This is a genomic window from Kribbella sp. (genome assembly GCF_035655035.1).
Classification (GTDB): domain Bacteria; phylum Actinomycetota; class Actinomycetes; order Propionibacteriales; family Kribbellaceae; genus Kribbella.
Genome location: NZ_DASRVN010000245.1, coordinates 1 through 19,514, shown reverse-complemented (window position 1 = coordinate 19,514; position 19,514 = coordinate 1). Strand labels below are relative to the sequence as shown.

Sequence of the window (19,514 nt, the reverse complement as noted above, 5' to 3'; positions counted from 1 at the left end):
TCGACGGTGAGGTCGAGGCTGTCGATGATCGTCCGGCCGCCGAGCGACTTGTGCAGACCGCTGATCTCGAGCCCGGCCGTGGTACGCGTCCCGGTGCCGGTCTCGGTGGTCGTCGCGGTGGAGTTCGTGGTCACGGTGCCTCTACTTGATCTGGAAGCCCTCGGCGAGCTGGCCGCCGAGGATGTGCTTCTGCGCGGCCAGCAGCAGCGCGACGGAAGGGATGGCGAGCAGGATCGAGAACACCGCCGCCACCTGGGTCGGGTAGTTCAGCACCAGGCTGTACATCTCGGTCGGCATCGTCAGGTAGTCCGGCGCGCCGACGAGGTACGTGCCCTGCGCCTCGTCGAAGGACGCCAGGAAGCTCATGATCGCGGCCACCAGGATGCCCGGCAGCGCCATCGGCAGCGTGACGCTGAAGAACGTCCGCAGCTTCGACGCCCCGGCGTCCCGCGCGGCCTCCTCGAGACTGCGTGGTACGGCGGCGAACGCGGCGGCCGGGATCCAGGTCATGAACACCACGGTGCCGAGGACGTGCACGATCAGGATGCCGAGGATCGTGTTCATCAGGTTGAGCGCGTAGAACAGCGCCGCCAGCGACACGAACAGGCCCATCTTCGGGAACGCGTTCGCGGCGAACAGCCCGATCAGGAAGAACCGGCGGCCGGGGAACGCGAACCGCGCGAACGCGTACGCCGCCGGCAGGCAGACCACCGCGGAGGCCAGGACCGTGATCGGGGCGAAGAACAACGAGTTCTGTACGGCGACCCCGAGCGCCCCGTCCTGCGACACGACGCTCCACCAGTGCAGGGTCCAGCCGTCCGGCAGCAGGTGCGGGTACGTCCAGCTCGTCGCGAACGCGTGCACCGCGAGCCAGGCGAGCGGTCCGATGATGAAGATCGCCAGGGCAAGCGCGAAGATGGTCGCGACGGCGCCACTGACCGCGCGCCGCGCCATCAGACCGCCCCGCTTTCCTTGGCCGAGCGGAAGTTCGCCCACACGTACACGGCGGCGATCCCGGACGCGATCGCGAACACGACGAACGCCATCACCACGGACTGCTGCGGCTGGTTGAACGCCGAGAAGTAGTTCGACATGTCGACGCCGAGCATGTTCGGCGAGTTCGGCCCGGTGAAGTACGGGACCGTGAACGAGCCGAGCGTACCGATCGCCGTGAACGTCGTCGCGATCACGATCGGCACCCCCGCCATCGGGACCAGGATCGAGGTCACCACCCGGAAGAACGAGGCGCCCGCGTCCCGCGCGGCGTCGATCATCGCCTGCGGTACGGCCTGCAGTCCTGACGAGACCAGCAGTGTCGCGAACGGCAGCGAGGTCCAGACCGAGCCGATGATCACCGTCACCATCGTGAACGACCAGATCGGGAACTCGACCCCGAACTGCGCGGCCACGCTGCGCAGGAACCCGTCGGCGGAGTAGAACCCGAGGATCGCCCAGGACGCGATCACCACCGGGATGAACAGCGGGATCACCGCGAGCGCGGACAGCACCTTGCCCAGTACGCCGCCGCGGCACTTCAGGTACAGCCCGATGGTCGTCGCGAGCAGGATCACCACCGTCGTACTGACGAGCGTGACGACGACCGTCACCACCAGGTCACCGAGGAACCGCTGGTCCGCGAACAGGTCGGAGTACGCGCCGAACGTCGGCGTCGCGCCGCGCGCGTGGTGCACGTTCTGGCCGATCAGCGCGATCGTCTTGTTCAGGCCGCCGGTGAACCCGAAGCTGAAGCCGAACGCGAGCACGATCGGGAACCCGATGAACAGCGCGATCAGCACGATCGGCGGCAGCGCCATGAACAGGCCGCGGGCCTGCCCTTCCCGCGCCCGGCGCGCGGGCCGAGAGCGGGCGGCGACTACCGAGGTCACTTGCCGGGCACCTTCTCGTCCCAGAGCTTGTTGAGGTCCTTGCCCATCTGGTCGTAGTAGCCCTTGCGCAGGTTCCGGGTGTCGGCGTTCGCGAACTTCGCCGCGACCTCGGCCGGCAGCTTGTCCGACGAGATCGCCGGGTAGCCCGAGATGTCCTTCACGATCGAGGCCTGCTGGGCGGGCTCGAGGACGAAGTTCACCAGCTTCAGCGCGGCGTCGCCGTTCGGCGTGTTCGCCGGGATGCCGAGGTACGCCGCGCCGCCGGTGAACGACGGGTCCGAGATCTGCGCGGCCTTCACCGTCGCCGGGATCGAGCCGTTCGCGACACCGGTGGTGAACTGGTCGGACCAGACCGGCGCCATCGAGATCTGCCCGTGGGCCAGCAGGTCCAGCGTCTGCTGGTTGCCGTTCGGGTAGACGCCCTTCTGGTACACGTACGGGTTCAGGCTCTTCAGCTCGGCGAAACCCTTGTCCCAGGTGGATTCCAGGTCCTTCTCGTACCCGACCGTCATCTTCTCGCGCGCGTCGGCCGGTACGTACTTGTCGAGCACCGTGGCCACGAACGCGCCGCCCGAGCCGCCGGACTTCGGCGAGTTGTAGGTGAACTTGCCGGGGTTCGCCTTGATCCAGGCGAGCAGGTCGTCGAGCGTCTTCGGCGGCGCCGGCACGGTCTTCGTGTCGTAGGCCAGCAGCACCGACGAGCCGCGGTACGGGATGCCGCCCGTGCCGCCGGCCTTCACGACGTCCGCGGGGATGTCCGACAGCGCGGAGATCTTGCTCGCGTCGACCGGCTGCAGCAGGTTCGCCGCCGAGGCCTTGGCGACGAAGCCGCCGTCGACGATGTCGAACCCGGGGTCTTTCTTCTGCGCGACCGAGCTGGCCAGCTTGGCCATCGTCTGCGCGTCGTGCTCACCGTGCAGGTCGAGCGTGACGTCGACCTTGTAGCCCGGGTTCGCCTTCTCGAACGCCGGGGCGAGGTCCTTCTGCCACAGCGTCTGGACATTCGTGTCGCCACTGAGGAAGACCCGGACGGTCTTCGTACCGGAATCCCCACCGGTGCTCCCGGAGCCGGTGCTCTTCTGAGCACACCCGGCAAGACCGGCGGTCGCTACGGCGATGGATGCCACCACCCCGACGACAGACATGCGTTTCACACAAGCCTCCTGATCGAACGCCACGCCCAGTACGCGCGGCGGCAACTCGGCGAACGCTATCTTGGCGCGTTGCCCCGGGCAATGCTGCCCCGGGCGAGATTGCCGGGCGTGCGAATTTGTCTTAACAAACCGTGACCGGCGGGGGAATCCGTGGCTCGCTCAGAGGGCGGTGGAGCCGACCAGCTGGCCGACGCCGAACGTGACTGCCATCGCCAGCGCGCCGCCGACGACGAGCCGTGCGACGGCCGGCAGCCTGCGGGCATCGCCCAGGTGGGCGCTCAACGCGCCGGTCCCGGCCAGGGCGAGCAGGACGACGACGAACGTGACCGGGACCCGGATCGACGGTCCCGGCAGCAGGATCGCGATCAGTGGGAGCAACGCGCCGACCGTGAACGCGAGCGCCGAGGCACCGGCCGCATGCCACGGGTTGCTGAGCTCGTCCGGGCTGATGCCGAGCTCCGCCTCGGCGTGCGCCACCAACGGGTCCCGCTCGGTGAGCTCGGCCGCCACCACTTGCGCCGTCTCGGGACGCAGGCCCTTGGCGACGTAGATCGCCGTCAGCTCGGCCAGTTCGTCCTCGGGCGCGGCGGCCAGCTCCGCGCGTTCCTTCGCCAGCAAGGCCCGCTCGGTGTCCCGCTGGCTGCTCACCGACACGTACTCCCCCAGCGCCATCGACACCGCACCGGCGACCAGACCGGCGATCCCGGCGGTCAGGATCGCCGTCGCCGAGGTGGTCGCCCCGGCCACGCCCACGACCAGACCGGCCGTCGACACGATGCCGTCGTTGGCGCCGAGCACCCCGGCCCGGAGCCAGTTCAGCCGCCCGGCGAGGCCCGCGCGATGCGGTTCACCGGGATGTGCGGGTATCTCGTCGAAACCAGTCACGACGTCCAGCCTGCAACGTACGACGCCCGCCGTCCAGGACCGCCGCAGCGCCACTGGTTGTCGGTGGCCCCTGGTAGGGATGGGTCCCCGACTTCAGGAGGCGACGATGGCCGGACGGCCGCGGGTTGTGGTCAGTGTGGGTGCGAGCGTCGACGGGAAGGTCGCGCTCGTGCGGGACGCGTTGCTGATGCATCGTCCGAGTTCGGAGTTGTGGGCCGCGATCACGCCGCCCGTCGCCGATTCGGTGGACGTCATGGAGGTGGTCAAGGCGCAGTACGGCTGTAACGCGGTGCTCGAGGGCAGTGGGAGTCTGGTCGTCGAAGGTGCGACGCCGGAGGAGCTTCCGTTGTACGACGGGGACGGCGACGAGCTGTACGAGCATTTCCTGCCGCCGGAGGTCACCGGGCAGGTATCGCCGCCGCACATGTGGTTCACCGTCGTCGACAGTCGCGGGCGGGTGCGCTGGACGGAGGACAACGAGAACTGGGACGCCCTGGTGCTCGTGTCACGGTCGACGCCCGCGGACTACCTTGCGTATCTCCGCCGCGAGCGCATCTGCTACCTCGTCGCCGGCGACGATCGCGTCGACCTCGCCGAAGCGATCGCGCTGATGGGAACGGAGCTCGGAATCACCTGTGTGCTGTCGGCCGCGGGCGGTGGGCTCAACGGCGCGTTGCTAAGGGCGGACCTGATCGACGAGCTGCACGTCACCGTCCTGCCCGCCCTGATCGGCGGCCTCGGCACCCCGTCGATCACGGACGGCCCACCCCTCGCCGTCGGCGAAACCCCCGCCCGGCTGGAGCTGCTTTCGGTCCACGCGGACGCGGGCGGCACCGTCCGCCTCCACTATGCCGTACCGCACAACTGAGCTCTGCGGCGCTGTTAGCGTTCTGCCGGTGATTCGGTGGGCGGACGGCCTGGCGGGCGCGACGGTGACGGAGGTGCGGTAGTGCCCGCGAGGCGGCTCAAGTGGCGGAATCGGTTGCGGTACTGGTTCGACGGGACGATGGACCGCGGTACGCCCGCCTTGATCGGCTGGCTCGGGCTGGCCTCGGTCGCGCTGATCGCCGTGGTGACGGTGCTCGTGGTGCTGCTGACCAACGAGGACACCGAGGCGAGCGGCGGCTGGGGCGGCGTGGCGTGGATGAGCCTGCTCCGGACACTCGACCCGGGCACGATGGGCGGCGACACCGGCAAGCCGGTCTTCCTGGCGCTGATGCTCACGGTCACGATCGGCGGCATCTTCATCGTCAGCTCACTCATCGGTGTGCTGACCACCGGCCTGGAGAACCGGATCGGCGAACTGCGCAAGGGCCGGTCGCGGCTGATCGAGTCCGGCCACACGATCGTGCTCGGCTGGTCCGACCAGGTCTTCACGGTGATCGGCGAGCTCGCGACCGCCAACCTCGGGCAGCGCAAACCCTGCGTCGTCGTACTGGCGGACCGGGACAAGGTCGAGATGGAGGACCAGATCCGGGCGCTGGTCCCGCAGTCCGGGCGGATCCGGGTGATCTGCCGGTCCGGCAGCCCGTTGAAGCCGGCCGACCTCGAGCTGGTCAGCCCGGACACCGCGCGGTCGGTCCTGGTGCTGCCGCCGGCCGGTCCGGACGCCGACATCGACGTGATCAAGACGTTGCTGCTGCTCAACAACCGCCGCTGGCCGGCCACCCGGCCACATGTCGTGGCAGCGGTCCTCGACTCCGGCAACGTCGCCGCCGCACGGCTGGCGGCCGGCGACGACGCGCTGCTGGTCGATGCCGACGACATCATCGTCCGGCTCGTGGTCCAGTCGCACCGGCAGGCCGGCCTGTCGGCGGTGTGCAGCGATCTGCTGGACTTCGCGGGCAGCGAGTTCTATCTGAAGCCCGAGCCGGCGCTCGAGGGTTCGACGTACGGCGAAACCCTCGACCGCTACGCGCTCGGCGTACCGATCGGTGTCTGTACGAGCGACGGACGGGTGCTGGTCAACCCGGGGATGGACACCGTGATCGGCAGCGGGGACCAGATGATCGTGCTGGCCGAGGACGATCTGCTGATCAGGCTGGCCGAGAACCCGCCGCCCGTCGTCGACGCGGCGATCGCGACCCCGGCCGGCCACGAGCCGCAGCCGAACCGCACGCTGCTGATCGGCTGGAACAACCGGGCGGCCAAGATCATCGACCTGCTGGACCGCTTCGCCGAACCGCGCTCGTCGGTGGACATCGCCGCGCCGGAGGAGCCGCCGGGCGTGACCAAGTCCAAGCGGACGAATCTCAAGGTCCGGTACCGGCGCTGCGAACCGACGACCAGATCCGCGCTGGAAGCCCTCGATCTCGGCAGCTACCAGCACGTCGTGGTGCTGGCCGACGACACCGTCGCCCCGGACCACGCCGACAACCGGACGCTGCTGACGCTCCTGCACCTGCGCGACATCGAGGTCAAGCTCGGCGATCCGTACTCGATCGTCACCGAGATGTACGACGACAACAACCGCCGGGTCGCCCAGGTGACCAAGGCCGACGACTTCATCGTGAGCAGCAAGCTCGTCAGCCTGCTGCTCACCCAGCTGGCCGAGAACCGGCACCTGCACGCGGTCTTCGCGGACCTGTTCGATCCCGAAGGCTCCGAGATCTATCTCAAGCCGGCGCCGGACTACCTGGTCCCCGGCGCCGACGCCAACTTCGCGACGGTCGTCGAGGCGGCCCGCCGGCAGGGTGAGATCGCGATCGGCTACCGGCTCAAGCGGAACAGCGACCGCTCGCCGACGTACGGCGTCGTGCTCAACCCGTCGAGGTCCGAGCCGCTGACCCTGGGGTATGGCGACAGCGTCATCGTGGTGTCGGAGGACTAGCGGGGCAGACCGATCACGTTGGCGTCGTACGGACTGAGCGTGGCCGCCGGGTGTGCCGATCGGTACTCGGTCGGGCGCATCGACTTGAGTTCGCGGAAGCGGCGGTTGAAGTTGGCGAGGTTGCGGTAGCCGCTGCGGGTGGCGATCTCGGTGATCGGGAGCGAGGTGGTGGTGAGGAGCCGGCTGGCCGTCTCGACGCGGAGCTGGTTGACGTAGTCGGTGAGGGTGCAGCCGAGGGCGCGCCGGAAGAAGCGGCTGAACGAGGTCGGCGTGAGGTGCACGAGGGCCGCGATCTCTTCCAGGTGGACCGGCTCGGTGTGGGTCTGCTGGAGGTGGCGGCAGATGACGTCGACCCGATCGCGTACGGCGGTGCTCGGTGCGGCCGCGTATCCGGCGCCGGTGATCGGTGCCGGCGTCTGCGTGCCGAGGTGGGACAGGACGTCGAGCAGTCGCACCGTCTGCTCGGCCGGCTCGAGCCGCGGCAGGCGGGCGACGTCGGCCTGCAACTCCGGCGTCGCGGCGAAGGACAGCCCGCGGGCGGATCCGCTCAGCAGGCTCCGGATCGCGCCGAACTGCGGGAGCTCGAAGAAGCCCGGCCCGAGGAAGTCGTGCCGGAACTGCGTGACGGCGGCCTCGGACCACTGCGACGACGCGTACGTGTGCGGTAGCTCGGGACCGAGCAGTACGAGGTCACCCGGCAGATATCGCTCGACGGTGGTACCCACATATCTTGTGCCCGATCCACCCGTGATGAGCGTCAGCTCGTACTCACGATGGAAGTGCCAGGCGAAGTCGAACCCGTCCTCGCAACGCAGGAAGCTGACGAACGTCGACCCGTCGGTCACCCCGGGCCGTTCGTAGCGCGGCTTCACCCGCTCATCCTAGAAGGACAAACCAGTACCAGAACAGGCCATCAGCGACGTAGCGCCCGGGATCCCGGCTTGGAATCGTTGGCGTATGACGACCGAACTGGACACGCCGTACGACGGACTGCCCGCGACCGCCACCGCCGACTTCACCCGCGACGGGTTCGTGCACCTCTCCGGTGTGCTGAGCCCCGAGACCATCGCCCAATACGAACCGACCATCACCAGCGAGGTCATCCGGCTGAACACCCAGGACCTGCCGCTCGAAGAACGCGACACGTACGGCAAGGCGTTCCTCCAGGTGATGAACCTCTGGCGGGAGAACGAGAAGGTCAAGGAACTCGTGTTCTCCCGGCGCCTCGCCGGCATCGCCGCCCGGCTGCTCGGCGTGCACGCCGTACGCCTCTACCACGACCAGGCGCTCTACAAGGAGCCGAGTGGCGGCATCACGCCCTGGCACGCCGACCAGTACTACTGGCCGCTGTCCTCCGACCGCTGCGTGACGATCTGGCTGCCGCTGCAGGAGACGCCGCTCGCGATGGGGCCGCTCGCGTTCGCCCGCGGCAGCCACAACTTCGCCTTCGGCCGCGACCTCCCGATCTCCGACGAGTCCGAGGAACTGCTGAAGAAGGCCGTCGCCGAGCAGAACTTCGAGGACGTCGTCGAGCCGTTCGCCCTCGGCGACGCCAGCTTCCACCGCGGCTGGACCTTCCACCACGCCGGCCCGAACCACGGCACCGTGCCGCGCCGCGTGATGACCGTCATCTACCTGGACGCCGACGTCCGCGTCACCGAGCCGACGAACGAGTTCCAGACCGCCGACATCGCGAACTGGATGCCCGGCGTACAGATCGGGAAGGTCCCGCAGAGTCCCCTGAACCCCGTCCTGTACGCCGGGCCTGCCTGAGCGTCAGGCGCGCCCGAGGAAGATCGGGTTGGTGAGCGCGGCCATCGGGCCGAACGTCAGCCCCGGGTCCATCGAGGTGTGGCCCGGGGTGCCGTCGGCGAGCGGGTGCCGGACCTCGGCGCGGACGAACGCGGCGCTGAGCGGCGTGGTGAGCCAGGTGACGGTCCCGGCACCGGTGCCGTCCAGGCTGCTCTGCAGCATCTGCCCCTCGTCGGTGAGGATCCGCACGGTGCCGTTCGGTACGCCGCTGACCTTCGCGCTGACGGTGATCTGCTCGGTCGGCTGCGCCGCGAGCCGCTCGCCGATACCCGCCTTCCGGCCGTACGCCGAGGTCGCGGTGAACTCGAGCGAGACCTTCGAGGACTCGGCGATCCACGACCGGCCGGCCCGCAGCCCGGCGAGGACCGCGTCCTTCGACAGGTCGTCGGCGAGCACCACGTTGTGCGGCAGGCCGACGACGTTGCCCGGGTTGTGGGCGTCGCTGTTGCCCATCGCGGGCAGCCACGGCTTCTTCTCGCGGACCGCTGCGGCCAGCAGGTTCGCCCAGGTCGAGACCGCGGCGTCGTCGTCCCAGCCCCACGGGCCGGTCCAGACCTCGGTGGCGTCCAGTCCTTCGAACCCGAACTTCCACTCGCTGGCGATCCACGGGCAGTACAGGTGCGCCGATACGCACAGGCCGCCGGCCTTGTGCACCTGCTGCTGGATCCGGTCGAACACGCCGTCGCGGGCGCGGAACCGCCAGTCCACCCACTGCCCGGGCTTGGTACCGAGGGCGAGCCAGTGCCCGTTCCGGGTGGTGACCTCCTCGCCGGTGAGGATCAGCAGGTCGTCCCCGGCGAGCGGGCCCCACACGCCGTGCGAGGCGCTCGTGTTGTGGTCGGTCGACACGATGAAGTCCAGCCCGGCCGCGCGGGCTTCGGTGCTCACGTCCGAGGGCAGGTGCCGTCCGTCGGAGTACACCGTGTGCAGGTGGCAGTCGCCGCGGTACCAGTCCCGCCCGCGGCCCTGCGCCCGGGTCGGCGGGTACGCCGGGACGTACGCCGGCCCGGGTTCGCCGTACGTGAGCGTGACCTCGACGTGGTAGTCCAGGCCGGCCGGTGCCACCTGGTACGGGCCGAGCACGACGTGCCAGGTCCCCGGCATCACGTCGCCGGGCAGGTACCCCGGGGTCGCCTCGGTACGACTGATGCTGAACGCGGTCCGGAAACCACCGGACCAGCCCCGGAACCCGTCGCCGTTGAAGTCGAAGCCGCGCGCGTCGAAGATCCCGATGTCGCAGGAGTTGCCCGGCGTACCGGACGGGACCGGCGGCTTGGAGTAGCTGTAGTTCACCGAGATCTGCTGCACCCCTCGCGGCACGTTGACCGGCAGGTACACGAAGTCCGTCGGCCCTGGTGCGATGTGTCCCTCGACCACCTGGGTCTTCGAGCCGGTCGACGCGGCCGCGAAGCTGATCGGCGCCAACGCGACGATCGTCCCCGCTCCGGCTGCGGTCAACAGACCTCTCCTGGTGATGGCGGTAATTGCGGCGTCAGTCATGCCGGAAACCAAACACCCCACGGCGTCTTCCAGGCAACGGCAACATGACCGCCGACCGAACGGTGTCTCAGCTCATGGGCGTCACATCGATGCCGAGGTTCCGGAGGGCGGCCAGGTACCGGTCGACGGTGCGGAGCTTGACCGACTCGTAGCCGCGGATCAGGTCCGGGAGTTCGGCGAGCTGGACGGCGCGGTCGTACGAGGTCGCGTCCAGGGAGGCGGCGACGTCGAGGACCAGGGAACGGTAGTGGTCCCGGAGGGCGCGTTCGAGTTTGCGGACGTGGGCGTACCCGAAGAGATCGGCGCGGGTGCCGCGGAGGGGTTTCAGGTGGGCGAGGATCCGCAGCGCGCCGTGGGTGCGCGGACCGAAGCTGAGCTTCTGCTTCCGGCCCAGCGCGCGCAGGATCGGCGGGTGCAGCTTGAACGAGACCGGGCCGTCCGCCGTGGCCAGGAACTCCGGGTCGGTGAGCAGGCGGGCCACCTCGTACTCGTCCTTGTACGCCATCAGCTTGAACAGGTTCCGCGCCACGGCCTCGCTGAAGCGGCTCTCCGTGGTGACAGCTTGCTCGGCGGCGGCGACGCGCGTCACGACATCGACGTACGCATCCGCCAGCTTGACGTTCTGGTACGCGACGAGGTCGGTGGCGCGCTGGGTGACGAGTCGCAGTACTTCGCCTTCCAGGCCGGAGGCCGCGACCGAGGCAGGGACCTCGCGTACCCGGGCCGGGGTTTCCGGTGCCCGGAACGCCGCGGGATCGGTGACGGCCGTCCGGCCCCAGCGGAAGGCGGCGATGTTCGCCGAGACCGCGGTGCCGTTGATCTCGATGGCTTCCTCGATCGCGGCCGCCGGCAGCCGGAGCGCGCCTGTTTGGTAGGCCGCACCAACGAGCAGGAAGTTCGCCGCGACGGTGTTGCCGAACAGCCGGTCCGCGGCCTCGAGCGCGTCGAAGGCGAACAGCTCGGCGGTGGCGGTGCGGACCCGGTCCAGCAGGGCGGCCTCGTTGGGATGCCGGACGGCCGGGTCGTACACCATCGCGCCGGTCGCCGTCCGGCTGGTCGAGAGCACGGTCCGGGTCAGCGCACCGTTGCCGTAGGCAAGGTTCCGGTCCTCGGCGAGGGTCAGCAGGTCGAAGCCGATGAAGCAGTCCGCGGAGCCGGGCGTGAGCCGGTTGGCCGGTTCCAGGTCGCCGTCCGCGAACCGCAGGTGGCCGGTGACCGGGCCCGCCTTCTGGCTGAGGCCGGTCTGGTCGAGCGATTCGACCGAGTACCCGGCCCGCAGCGCGGCGGTCGCGAGCACCTGGTTGACCGTGACGATGCCGGTGCCGCCGATACCGGCCATGAAGACGTTCTGCGTGCCGGTCACGCGCTCCTCGGCGCTGCTCGGAACCACCGGCGGCGGCTCCGGGAACGACGGACGTTGACGGCTCGACGCAGTCTCCACAGTCACGAACGACGGGCAGTCGCCGTCCAGGCAGCTGTAGTCGGTATTGCAGGACGTCTGCTCGATCCGGGTCTTCCGCCCGTACTCCGTCTCGACCGGCTGCACCGACAGGCAGTTGCTCTTCACTCCGCAGTCGCCGCAGCCCTCGCAGACCGCCTCGTTGATGACGACCCGCTGCGTGCGGGCGGGCAGGTTGCCGCGCTTGCGCTGCCGGCGCGCGTCCGCGGCGCAGTGCTGGTCGTAGATCAGCACGGTGACGCCGGGGATGTCCCGGAGCATGCGCTGCGCCTCGTCGAGGCGGTCGCGGTCCCACAGCAGGGTGCCCGGCGCGAGATCGCGGCGGTGGTGCCGGCTCGGATCCTCGGCGCAGACAACGATCTTCCGTACGCCCTCGGTGCGCAGCTTGTGCGTCAACTGCGGCACGGTGAGCGCGCCTTCGGCGTCCTGGGCGCCGGTCATCGCGACGACCTCGTTGTAGAGCACCTTGTAGGTGATGTTCACCCCGGCCGCGATACAGGCCTGTACGGCGAGCTGCCCGGAGTGGAAGAACGTACCGTCGCCGACGTTCTGGAAGATGTGGCCCGCGTCGGTGAACCAGGCCTGCCCGATCCACTGCGCGCCCTCGCCGCCCATCTGGGTGACGCCGGTGACCGCGCTGTCCTCGCGGTCCGAGATCGTCACCATGGCGTGGCAGCCGATCCCGCCGCCGCCCATCGATCCCTCCGGCAGTGCCGTCGAGCGGTTGTGCGGGCAACCGCTGCAGAAGTACGCCGACCGGCTGGTCGACAGCAGCGGGAGCTGGGTCCGGCGCGCGGCCGGCGGGGTGATCTCGACCAGGTCCTGCAGCAGCTGCCGGAGTGGGCCGAGCAGCCGGCCCGAGGTCAGTTCGCCGTCGGCCGGGATCAGCGTCCGGCCGGTCGCGTCGCGCTTGCCGAGGATCTGCGGGGCCTCGGGCGTACCGTAGAGGATCTCGCGGAGCTGGGTCTCGACGAACGCGGTCTTGTCCTCGACCACCACGATCCGGTCCAGGCCCTCGGCGAACGACCGAATGGTGCCGGCGGCAACCGGACTCATCAGCCCGAGACGCAGCACCCGGATCCCTGCCCGGGCGAGCGTCTCGTCGGTGGCACCGAGGTCGGTCATTGCCTGCCGCATCGAGTCGTAACAGCTGCCCGAGGCAACGAAACCCACCCGCGCGCCGGCCGGGTCGACGTCGAGCACGTCCAGCCCGTTCGCGACGGCGTACGCCCGGACGAGCTCGGTCCGCGGGCCGACCAGGTCGGCCTCGGCGCGGACGATCGCGTCCGGGCGGATGATCATCGGGCGCTGCTGATAGCTGTACGGCGTGCCGTCCCACTCGATCGCGGGCGCGACCGGACGTACGTCGGAAGCGGCCGCGTCGACCACCCAGGCGCCATCGGCGACGTCCGCGACGATCTTCAGCGCGACCACGCAGCCGGTCGTCCGGGACAGCTCGATCGCGTGCAGGCCGAGCGTCACGATCTCGGCGGCGTTCCGTGGGAACAGCACCGGGATGCCGAGCGCGGCCAGGGAGCGCTCGCTGACGGCCGGTACGGTCGAGGACTTCGACGCCGGGTCGTCGCCGACCAGCAGGACGGCGCCGCCGCGCGGATTCACGCCGTACATGTTGGCGTGCCGCAGCGCGTCGGTGGCGCGGTCGACGCCGGGGCCCTTGCCGTACCAGAAGCCGGTGACGCCGTCGTGGGTGGCGGTGCCGAGCGGCAGCTCGATCTGGCTCCCCCACACCGAGGTGGCGGCGAGCTCCTCGTTCAGGCCGGGCACGAACTGGATGTCGTTCGCGTCGAGCACGTCCGGCATCCCGGCGAGCAGCTTGTCCAGACCGCCGAGCGGACTGCCCTGGTAGCCGGAGACGAACGAGGCGGTCCGCAGCCCGCGCCGCCGGTCCAGCGCGCGATGCTCGACGAGCAGCCGGGCGATCGCCTGTACGCCGGTCAGCAGCGTCGGCGGCCCCGCCGTACGGAAACGATCGGCGAGGTCGTACGGCGCCGGCGTGGCGACCGGGCGATCGAGCAACTCGGTCATCGGTTCTCCCAGGATCGGCGACGATTGCCCCGAGCGTGCGGCCTGGTGGGCGAGGTCACAACACCGGTCGTCCAGTTTGGCGACGATTCGCAACCGGTACGCCGATCTGCCCGGCTCGCGCGCAACATACCCGGTGTCCGGCGTACATTTTGTTGCGTGACCGACCAGGCGACCCTCGACCGTACCGACCGGGTGATCCTCGACCTGCTCCGGGAGAACGCGCGCCGCCCGCTGCGCGAGATCGCGGCCGCCGTCGGGCTCACCGTGGCGCCCGTGCAGCGCCGGATCGCGCGGCTGGAGAAGCTCGGCGTGATCGAGCGCTACACGGTGAAGATCAACCACGGCCGGATCGCCACCGGCATCGAGGCGATGACCGAGCTGCACTTCGCCGACGACCTCGACCTCGCGCAGATCATGGAGTTCGTCGCGCAGATCCCCGAGGTCGAGGAGGTGCTGACGCTGGCCGGCGACCCGGACGCGCTGGTGCGGATCCGGGTCGAGGGCGTCGACGACCTGCGCCGGGTGGTGAGCAAGCTCCGCTCCGGCGAGGCGATCGCGAGCACGAAGACCCTCGTCGTACTCGAGCAGTGGACCCGGCTCGGCTGACGGGCATACCTGGCCGCCGACCGAGCCCGCCGTCACGGGTTGTTGGCCACCCCCAGGTCCACTTCTTCCTCCGCCCGGGCGCCGGTGATCGCCGCGTAGCTCACGCCCGCGATCGCGGCCCCGACGATCGGGGCGACGATGAACAACCACACCTGCCCGAGCGCCGCGCCACCGGCGAACCAGGCGACTCCGAGCGAGCGCGCCGGGTTGACCGACGTATTGGTGACCGGGATGCCGACCAGGTGGATCAGTGTCAGGCTGAGCCCGATCGCGATCGGCGCGAACCCCTTCGGCGCCCGGTCGTCGGTCGCACCGAGGATCACGTACAGGAAGAACGCCGTCAGCACGACCTCCACGAGCGCACAGGCGAGCAGCGAGTAGCCACCGGGCGACCGGTCACCGTACCCGTTGCTGGCGAAGCCGCTGTCGACGGCGCTGAAGCCTTGCTTGCCGTTGGCAATGACCAGCAGGATGGCGCCGGCCACGGTACCGGCGACGACCTGGGTGACGACGTACGTCGGGACCCACTTCCACTCGATCCGCTTGGCCACCGCCAGGCCGATCGTCACCGCGGGGTTGAAGTGCCCGCCGGACACGTGGCCGACGGCGAACGCCATCGTCAGTACCGTCAGGCCGAACGCCAGCGCGACCCCGAGGTACCCGATGCCGACCGGCACCTTGTCCGGGGTGAGGACGACGCCGGCCAGCACGGCCGCACCGCACCCGGCGAACACCAGCCAGAACGTCCCGAGGAACTCCGCGCCGATCCGAGCAGCAGGACTGGGTGATTCCACGACTGCCTCCTTGAGTGAACGTACTGTTACAGTACGACACAAGGCCGTGACAGTGGGTGGAATTCAGCTCGGGTGGTAGGCGCAGAGTTGCGCGAGGCTCTGGGTCGGGGCCGGCTTGGAGGTGTGCCGGGTGGTCGCCGGGTGGCTGACGGGGTGGCTGACGGGATGCAATGCTTGCTGTACCAGTTCGCGGATCGCCCGGTAGTTCGGGTCGCGGCCGGTCGGGAAGTTCTTGGCGGCGTCCAGATCGACGTTCGTGATCGCCCCGTGCTTCATCTTCACGGCCAGACTGACCAGCGCCGGCAGCAGTTCCTGCGGGATGTCGGTGCGCAGCATCTGCTTGCCCGCGGCAGCGATCTGCTGGTACCGCGCCACCAGCGTCGCCGGGTTCGCGCTGTGCACCAGGGCCTGGATCGTGCACCGCTGCCGGGCCTGCCGCGACGGGTCGTCCAGCCCGTACCGGCCGCGGGCGAACCACATCGCGCGGTATCCGTCGAGCTTCTGGTTCGGCCCGGGCTGCAGGTACCCGGTCGGCTTGCGGGGCCCGCGGGTACCGGGACCGAGGCCGTAGTCGCCGCCGATCGGCACCGGGTAGTTGATGTTCACCGTGACCCCGCCGAGCGCGTCGATCATCTTCTCGAAGCCCTGCACGCTGAGCTGTACGTAGTAGTCGATCGGCAGCCCGACGGCCGCGCCCACGGACTCCTTCAGTACGTCGGCCCCCTCGTTGTCGGTCGGCCCGAGGATCCCCGGATGCGCCTTCGGCACGTTCTCGTACATCGCGTCCAGGTAGTACTCCGGCTGCTCGACGTCGCCGAGGCTCGGGTCCCAGAAGCCGTCCGGATACACCTTGTGCAGCGGGGAGTTCGCCGGGAACGGCATCCGCATCCAGTTCCGGCTGAGCGAGATCAGGTGCGTGACGCCGGTGTGCGTGTCGATACTCGCGACCATCACGCTGTCGGTCCGGATGCCGGTCCGGTCCGTGCCGCCGTCGCCACCGAGCAGCAGGACGTTCAGCTGCGGGCGGTTCGCCCACGGATCGCGGACGTTCACGGTCGGCCGGGTCGCGCTCCGGGAGTCCACGCCGGGCAGGAAGACCGCGCCGATCAGGTCGCGCTGCGAGAGGACCGCCGACACCGCCGCGGTCGTCGGCAGGGCGATCGCGAAACTCAGGACGCCGACCAGCAGCGCGCCGGCCAGCCGGGGTACCCGCTTCATCGTGAGCGGCCGGACCAGTTCGTGGGAGGCCACCACGACCCAGACCCATCCCAGCCCGACCAGTACCAGGCCGACCGCGACGATCAGCAGTTTGTGCGGCGAGACGACCAGCGCGACGACCGCGGTCGGCCGGGCGATCCCGACGTACACCCCGGCCCCGATCAGCGCGACGCTCACCGCGAGCACGAACGTACCGAGCTTGCGGCGCCCGCCGACGATCAGCCCGACGCCGGGCAGCAGCGCCCCGACCACCGTCAGTGCGAGCACGACCGCGATGGAACGCGTACGACGCCGGTCAGCGAAGTCCCTCACACTGGGTGGACTCCGCTGAACCCGCGTCGGTTGTCACCGGGTGGCGCTGAGTGCCTCCACCATCCGGCGGCGCGCCTCGTAGTAGTGCAGCGGTTCCAGAACGGGACGGTCGAAACGCAGCGTGTGATCGGGGTCGACGAGCTGCACCGCGGCGGCGTTGCCCTGGGCGGCGCGGACGGCCTGGAGCGCGCGGTGGTCCCACATCGCCTGCGCGAAGACGCGGTGCCGGAGCGACGGCCACGGCGTACCGTCGGGGCCGGGGTAGACGGCGAACGGGTCACCGGACGGGAACGCGCCGCCGGCGGAGGTGTCCGCGAACGGGTCGATCCGGCGGATCGCGTGCCAGGTGTACCAGAAGTTGAAGCCCCAGTGCAGGAAGCCGTCGACGCCGGAGGCGAACAGCTGGTGCCCGATCGCCCGGTTGCGGGCCGACGGCATCCCGATGAAGCGGTTCGCGACGTCGCGGTCCTGGCTGACGCAGTAGTACACCCAGAGCTGTTCCGGGCGCTCGGCGAGGAACGGCTCGACGTGGTCGGTCGCGACGACCGGCAGGGCCACGGCACCGGATGTGTAGAACGAGTGCTCGCTCAGCGCGTCGACGACCGTCCAGCCCTTCAGCAGATCGGCGACGACGGCCTTCGCGTCGAGGTAGCTCGCCAGCCCGTCCTCCCCCGACGGCTCGTCGGAGATGTGGAAGACGACGTGCTCGCGGTCCCACTTCTCGTCGAGGACCGCCTGCAGCGCGGGCAGCAGCGCCTGCATGAGGTCCCGGTACCGTACGTCGGTCGCCGGGACGTCCCAGCCGAAGGCCCGTTCCTCGTTCACCACGATGCCGGGCGTGGCCTTCGCGCCCCACTGGGTGAACAGGTGCGCGACCTCGACCCCGGTGATCCCGGTACGGCGGCACAGGTCGAGCCAGCGCCGCAGCCGGTCGAAGCCGAACTCGTACCCGTCGGCCGTGGCGGTGATGTCGATCAGCTGTACGACGGTGCGGTACGAGCCGACCGCGGTGTCGAGCGGCGGCGTCCAGACCGGTGCGAGCAGGGACGTCGCGCCCATCTCCACCGCCGATGCCATGAAGCGTTCGACGATCGCCCAGTGCTCCTCGCTGAACACGTCGACGCCGTAGTGGTCGGCGAGCGCGTCAAGATGCATCCAGTGGCTCGACACGATGTCCAGCGGCGGCAGCTCGATCCCGGTGATCTCGACGGACACCGGCTGCCGATGCAGCTCCGCACCGTCGGGCGCGAGCATCACGATCTCCAACTCGTGCACGCCCGCCCGCGCGGGATCCGTCGTACGGACGTCGAACCAGAGCGCGGCCCAGGCCCCGAACCGGACCGGGGCCTCGCCGTTCGTCACCGGCCGCAGGACGTCCGGGTACAGCCCCGGCTCGTCGAACTCGTAGCCGTCGTCGTGCCCCGGGAGCGCGACGAACGTACAGGGCACGAGCTCCACACTCGACACCTCGACGAGATCAGCCGCCGGCCCCTCCACCCGTACCTGCAGCGGGCTCGGATCCCGGAACTCCGGCACCATCGGCGGCCGGTAGGCGAGCTGGAACGACGCCCGCTCCCCGAGGAACGCCTGGAACCGGGTCCCCGCCACCGCGGCTCGCGGCTCCCGCACCGGGTGCACCTTGACCAGGGCGTCGCATACGACGAACTCCCACACCACCGACCACCTCTTCCTGCGTGATTGTGGCACCAATCCTGCCGGTTCACGCAGTAATGCACAACGGCTGGTCAGCCGTCGATCAAGCGGTCCATCAGTACGGTGGCGGCCGCGGCCGCGACCAGCCAGCCGATCGCGAGCAGCCGGGTCCGGTACCGACGCGCCGCCGGCCACCGCCGGTCGGTCCGGAAGCACGGCGCGGTGCCGATCACGGTCCGCCCGGCCAGCCGGTTCAGCGTGACGGCGAGCGCGTAGTAGTAGAGGAACGACACGACCACGTTGTACGTCAGCCCCTGCGCGAGCCGGCGCGCGGACGTGAGGGTCGGGTTGCCGCGGTCGAACGCCACCTTGCCGCGGGACCGCAACTGCCGGAGCAGCCCGAGCTCGTCGGCGCCTTGCGTGCCGGTCAGGTCGTACCCGGACCAGGCGTCCTTGCGGAACGCGATGTTCGTCGCGGTGACGTACCCGACCCGCCCGGTCACCCGGTACGCGACGTACACCGACTCGAACAGGATCCGCGCGTACACCTTGCCCCACCACGGCCCCTCGGGGTACCGGCACGGACCGGCGACCGCGACCCGCCCGTGCCCTTGGCGGAACGTCCGGTCGATCCCCGCCAGCCAGCCGGTCCCGAAGACGGTGTCGGCATCCGTCGACACCACGATCTCGCCGTTCGCCGACAGCGTCCCGCGATGCCGGGCCGCGCACACCCCGGGGATCTCCTCACGAACGACGACCGCGCCGCAGCCGCGGGCGATCTCCGCGGTCCGGTCGGTGCAGTTGTTGTCGACGACAATCACTTCGTACCCACCGGCGAAGTCCTGCCGGGCCAGTGACTGCAGACACTCCGCGATCAGCCGTTCCTCGTTGAACGCAGGAATGACCACGCTGAACCTCGGCCCACCCATGCCCTCCGCCTCTCCCGATGCGCGTGCTGAGCAGGACGAGCGTCATCCTGTCGAGCAACCGCTGAGAGAACACTGAGAGCCGTCAGTAGGTCTGGTAGTAGATGAGTTCGCCGGATTCGCCCGGGGCGGCGCCCTGGCTCGGGATGAACAGCGTGACGACAATCGCGGGGCGGCCGTCGGGGGTCTTGAGGTTGGTGATGGTCGGGTTCGCGAACGCCGTGCTGCCGCCGTCGGTGGTGATCGCGGTCTTGTCGGCGTTGCCGGTCTGGTAGTCGTACAGGAAGGTCCGCCAGGAGCCGAAGTCGCCCTTGGTGTACTGGCCTTCGATCAGCCCGAACTGGTAGCCGCCGTACGTCGTGTTGTCGCGGTCGCCGATGTTGCCGCCGACACCCCAGTACAGCAAGGCGTTGTCGAAGTTCGGCTGGGCGCT

The 19,514-nt window shown here is 69.8% G+C and carries 16 protein-coding genes; 4 read left to right on the top strand and 12 right to left on the bottom strand.

From position 1 onward, the window contains the following. Positions 1-141: 141 nt before the first annotated feature. The 4 genes from VFF46_RS14235 to VFF46_RS14220 form a co-directional block, all read right to left on the bottom strand. A complete protein-coding gene (locus VFF46_RS14235) occupies positions 142-954 on the bottom strand; it encodes an ABC transporter permease (protein ID WP_325037586.1) in 813 nt (270 codons plus the stop codon). Further along, complete coding sequence (locus VFF46_RS14230; protein ID WP_325037585.1) at positions 954-1,886, bottom strand: sugar ABC transporter permease; 933 nt, start codon at positions 1,884-1,886, stop codon at positions 954-956. Before VFF46_RS14230 ends, VFF46_RS14235 begins: the two co-directional genes overlap by 1 nt. Beyond that, entirely contained in the window at positions 1,883-3,031 is a 1,149-nt protein-coding gene (locus VFF46_RS14225; RefSeq protein WP_325037587.1) for an extracellular solute-binding protein, read from the bottom strand. Before VFF46_RS14225 ends, VFF46_RS14230 begins: the two co-directional genes overlap by 4 nt. A gap of 168 nt (positions 3,032-3,199) precedes the next feature. Continuing rightward, the gene (locus VFF46_RS14220; protein WP_325037584.1) at positions 3,200-3,925 is read right to left on the bottom strand and encodes a VIT family protein; all 726 of its coding nucleotides are present in this window, start codon (positions 3,923-3,925) and stop codon (positions 3,200-3,202) included. A 106-nt stretch (positions 3,926-4,031) separates the two neighbouring features. Here VFF46_RS14220 and VFF46_RS14215 point away from each other — a divergent pair, with 106 nt between their 5' ends. After that, positions 4,032-4,793: a RibD family protein gene (locus VFF46_RS14215; protein ID WP_325037583.1), complete on the top strand. Its 762-nt coding sequence runs from the start codon at positions 4,032-4,034 to the stop codon at positions 4,791-4,793. A gap of 81 nt (positions 4,794-4,874) precedes the next feature. Then, a complete protein-coding gene (locus VFF46_RS14210; protein WP_325037582.1) occupies positions 4,875-6,755 on the top strand; it encodes a CASTOR/POLLUX-related putative ion channel in 1,881 nt (626 codons plus the stop codon). Here VFF46_RS14210 and VFF46_RS14205 read toward each other — a convergent pair. Further along, complete coding sequence (locus tag VFF46_RS14205) at positions 6,752-7,627, bottom strand: AraC family transcriptional regulator (RefSeq protein WP_325037581.1); 876 nt, start codon at positions 7,625-7,627, stop codon at positions 6,752-6,754. The two genes, VFF46_RS14210 and VFF46_RS14205, sit on opposite strands and share 4 nt — an antisense overlap. 85 nt (positions 7,628-7,712) lie before the next feature. On the opposite strand from VFF46_RS14205, the gene VFF46_RS14200 reads away from it, so the two are divergent. After that, positions 7,713-8,528 (top strand): phytanoyl-CoA dioxygenase family protein, encoded by an 816-nt coding sequence (locus VFF46_RS14200; RefSeq protein WP_325037580.1) that lies wholly within the window; start codon positions 7,713-7,715, stop codon positions 8,526-8,528. Positions 8,529-8,531: 3 nt separating this feature from the next. Here VFF46_RS14200 and VFF46_RS14195 read toward each other — a convergent pair whose 3' ends face one another. Together VFF46_RS14195 and VFF46_RS14190 are read right to left on the bottom strand one after the other, a co-directional pair. Next, positions 8,532-10,025 (bottom strand): CehA/McbA family metallohydrolase, encoded by a 1,494-nt coding sequence (locus VFF46_RS14195; protein WP_325037579.1) that lies wholly within the window; start codon positions 10,023-10,025, stop codon positions 8,532-8,534. Between the two features lie 109 nt (positions 10,026-10,134). Then, positions 10,135-13,572, bottom strand: coding sequence for an indolepyruvate ferredoxin oxidoreductase family protein (locus tag VFF46_RS14190; RefSeq protein ID WP_325037578.1), 3,438 nt, complete (start codon positions 13,570-13,572; stop codon positions 10,135-10,137). A gap of 156 nt (positions 13,573-13,728) precedes the next feature. Here VFF46_RS14190 and VFF46_RS14185 point away from each other — a divergent pair, with 156 nt between their 5' ends. Further along, entirely contained in the window at positions 13,729-14,178 is a 450-nt protein-coding gene (locus tag VFF46_RS14185; RefSeq protein ID WP_325037577.1) for an Lrp/AsnC family transcriptional regulator, read from the top strand. A 32-nt stretch (positions 14,179-14,210) separates the two neighbouring features. On the opposite strand, the gene aqpZ is transcribed toward VFF46_RS14185, so the two are convergent. From aqpZ to VFF46_RS14160, 5 genes are all read right to left on the bottom strand, one after another. Further along, positions 14,211-14,972: an aquaporin Z gene (gene aqpZ / locus VFF46_RS14180; protein WP_325037576.1), complete on the bottom strand. Its 762-nt coding sequence runs from the start codon at positions 14,970-14,972 to the stop codon at positions 14,211-14,213. A gap of 63 nt (positions 14,973-15,035) precedes the next feature. Continuing rightward, positions 15,036-16,457: an LCP family protein gene (locus VFF46_RS14175; RefSeq protein ID WP_325037575.1), complete on the bottom strand. Its 1,422-nt coding sequence runs from the start codon at positions 16,455-16,457 to the stop codon at positions 15,036-15,038. 78 nt (positions 16,458-16,535) lie between these two features. Next, the gene (locus VFF46_RS14170) at positions 16,536-18,176 is read right to left on the bottom strand and encodes a DUF4091 domain-containing protein (protein ID WP_325037574.1); all 1,641 of its coding nucleotides are present in this window, start codon (positions 18,174-18,176) and stop codon (positions 16,536-16,538) included. Positions 18,177-18,247: 71 nt separating this feature from the next. Continuing rightward, on the bottom strand, positions 18,248-19,063 hold the full coding sequence (locus VFF46_RS14165; protein WP_325037573.1) for a glycosyltransferase family A protein: 816 nt from the start codon (positions 19,061-19,063) through the stop codon (positions 18,248-18,250). Positions 19,064-19,166: 103 nt separating this feature from the next. Beyond that, the coding region (locus tag VFF46_RS14160) for a hypothetical protein (RefSeq protein WP_325037572.1) at positions 19,167-19,514 on the bottom strand (348 nt) is incomplete at its 5' end.

Excerpts from the sequence above, each read along its gene's own strand:
- VFF46_RS14235 (WP_325037586.1), bottom strand. The coding sequence starts at position 954 with ATGGCGCGGCGCGCGGTCAGTGGCGCCGTCGCGACCATCTTCGCGCTT.
- VFF46_RS14215 (WP_325037583.1), top strand. The coding sequence starts at position 4,032 with ATGGCCGGACGGCCGCGGGTTGTGGTCAGTGTGGGTGCGAGCGTCGAC.
- VFF46_RS14225 (WP_325037587.1), bottom strand. The coding sequence starts at position 3,031 with ATGTCTGTCGTCGGGGTGGTGGCATCCATCGCCGTAGCGACCGCCGGT.
- VFF46_RS14190 (WP_325037578.1), bottom strand. The coding sequence starts at position 13,572 with ATGACCGAGTTGCTCGATCGCCCGGTCGCCACGCCGGCGCCGTACGAC.
- VFF46_RS14200 (WP_325037580.1), top strand. The coding sequence starts at position 7,713 with ATGACGACCGAACTGGACACGCCGTACGACGGACTGCCCGCGACCGCC.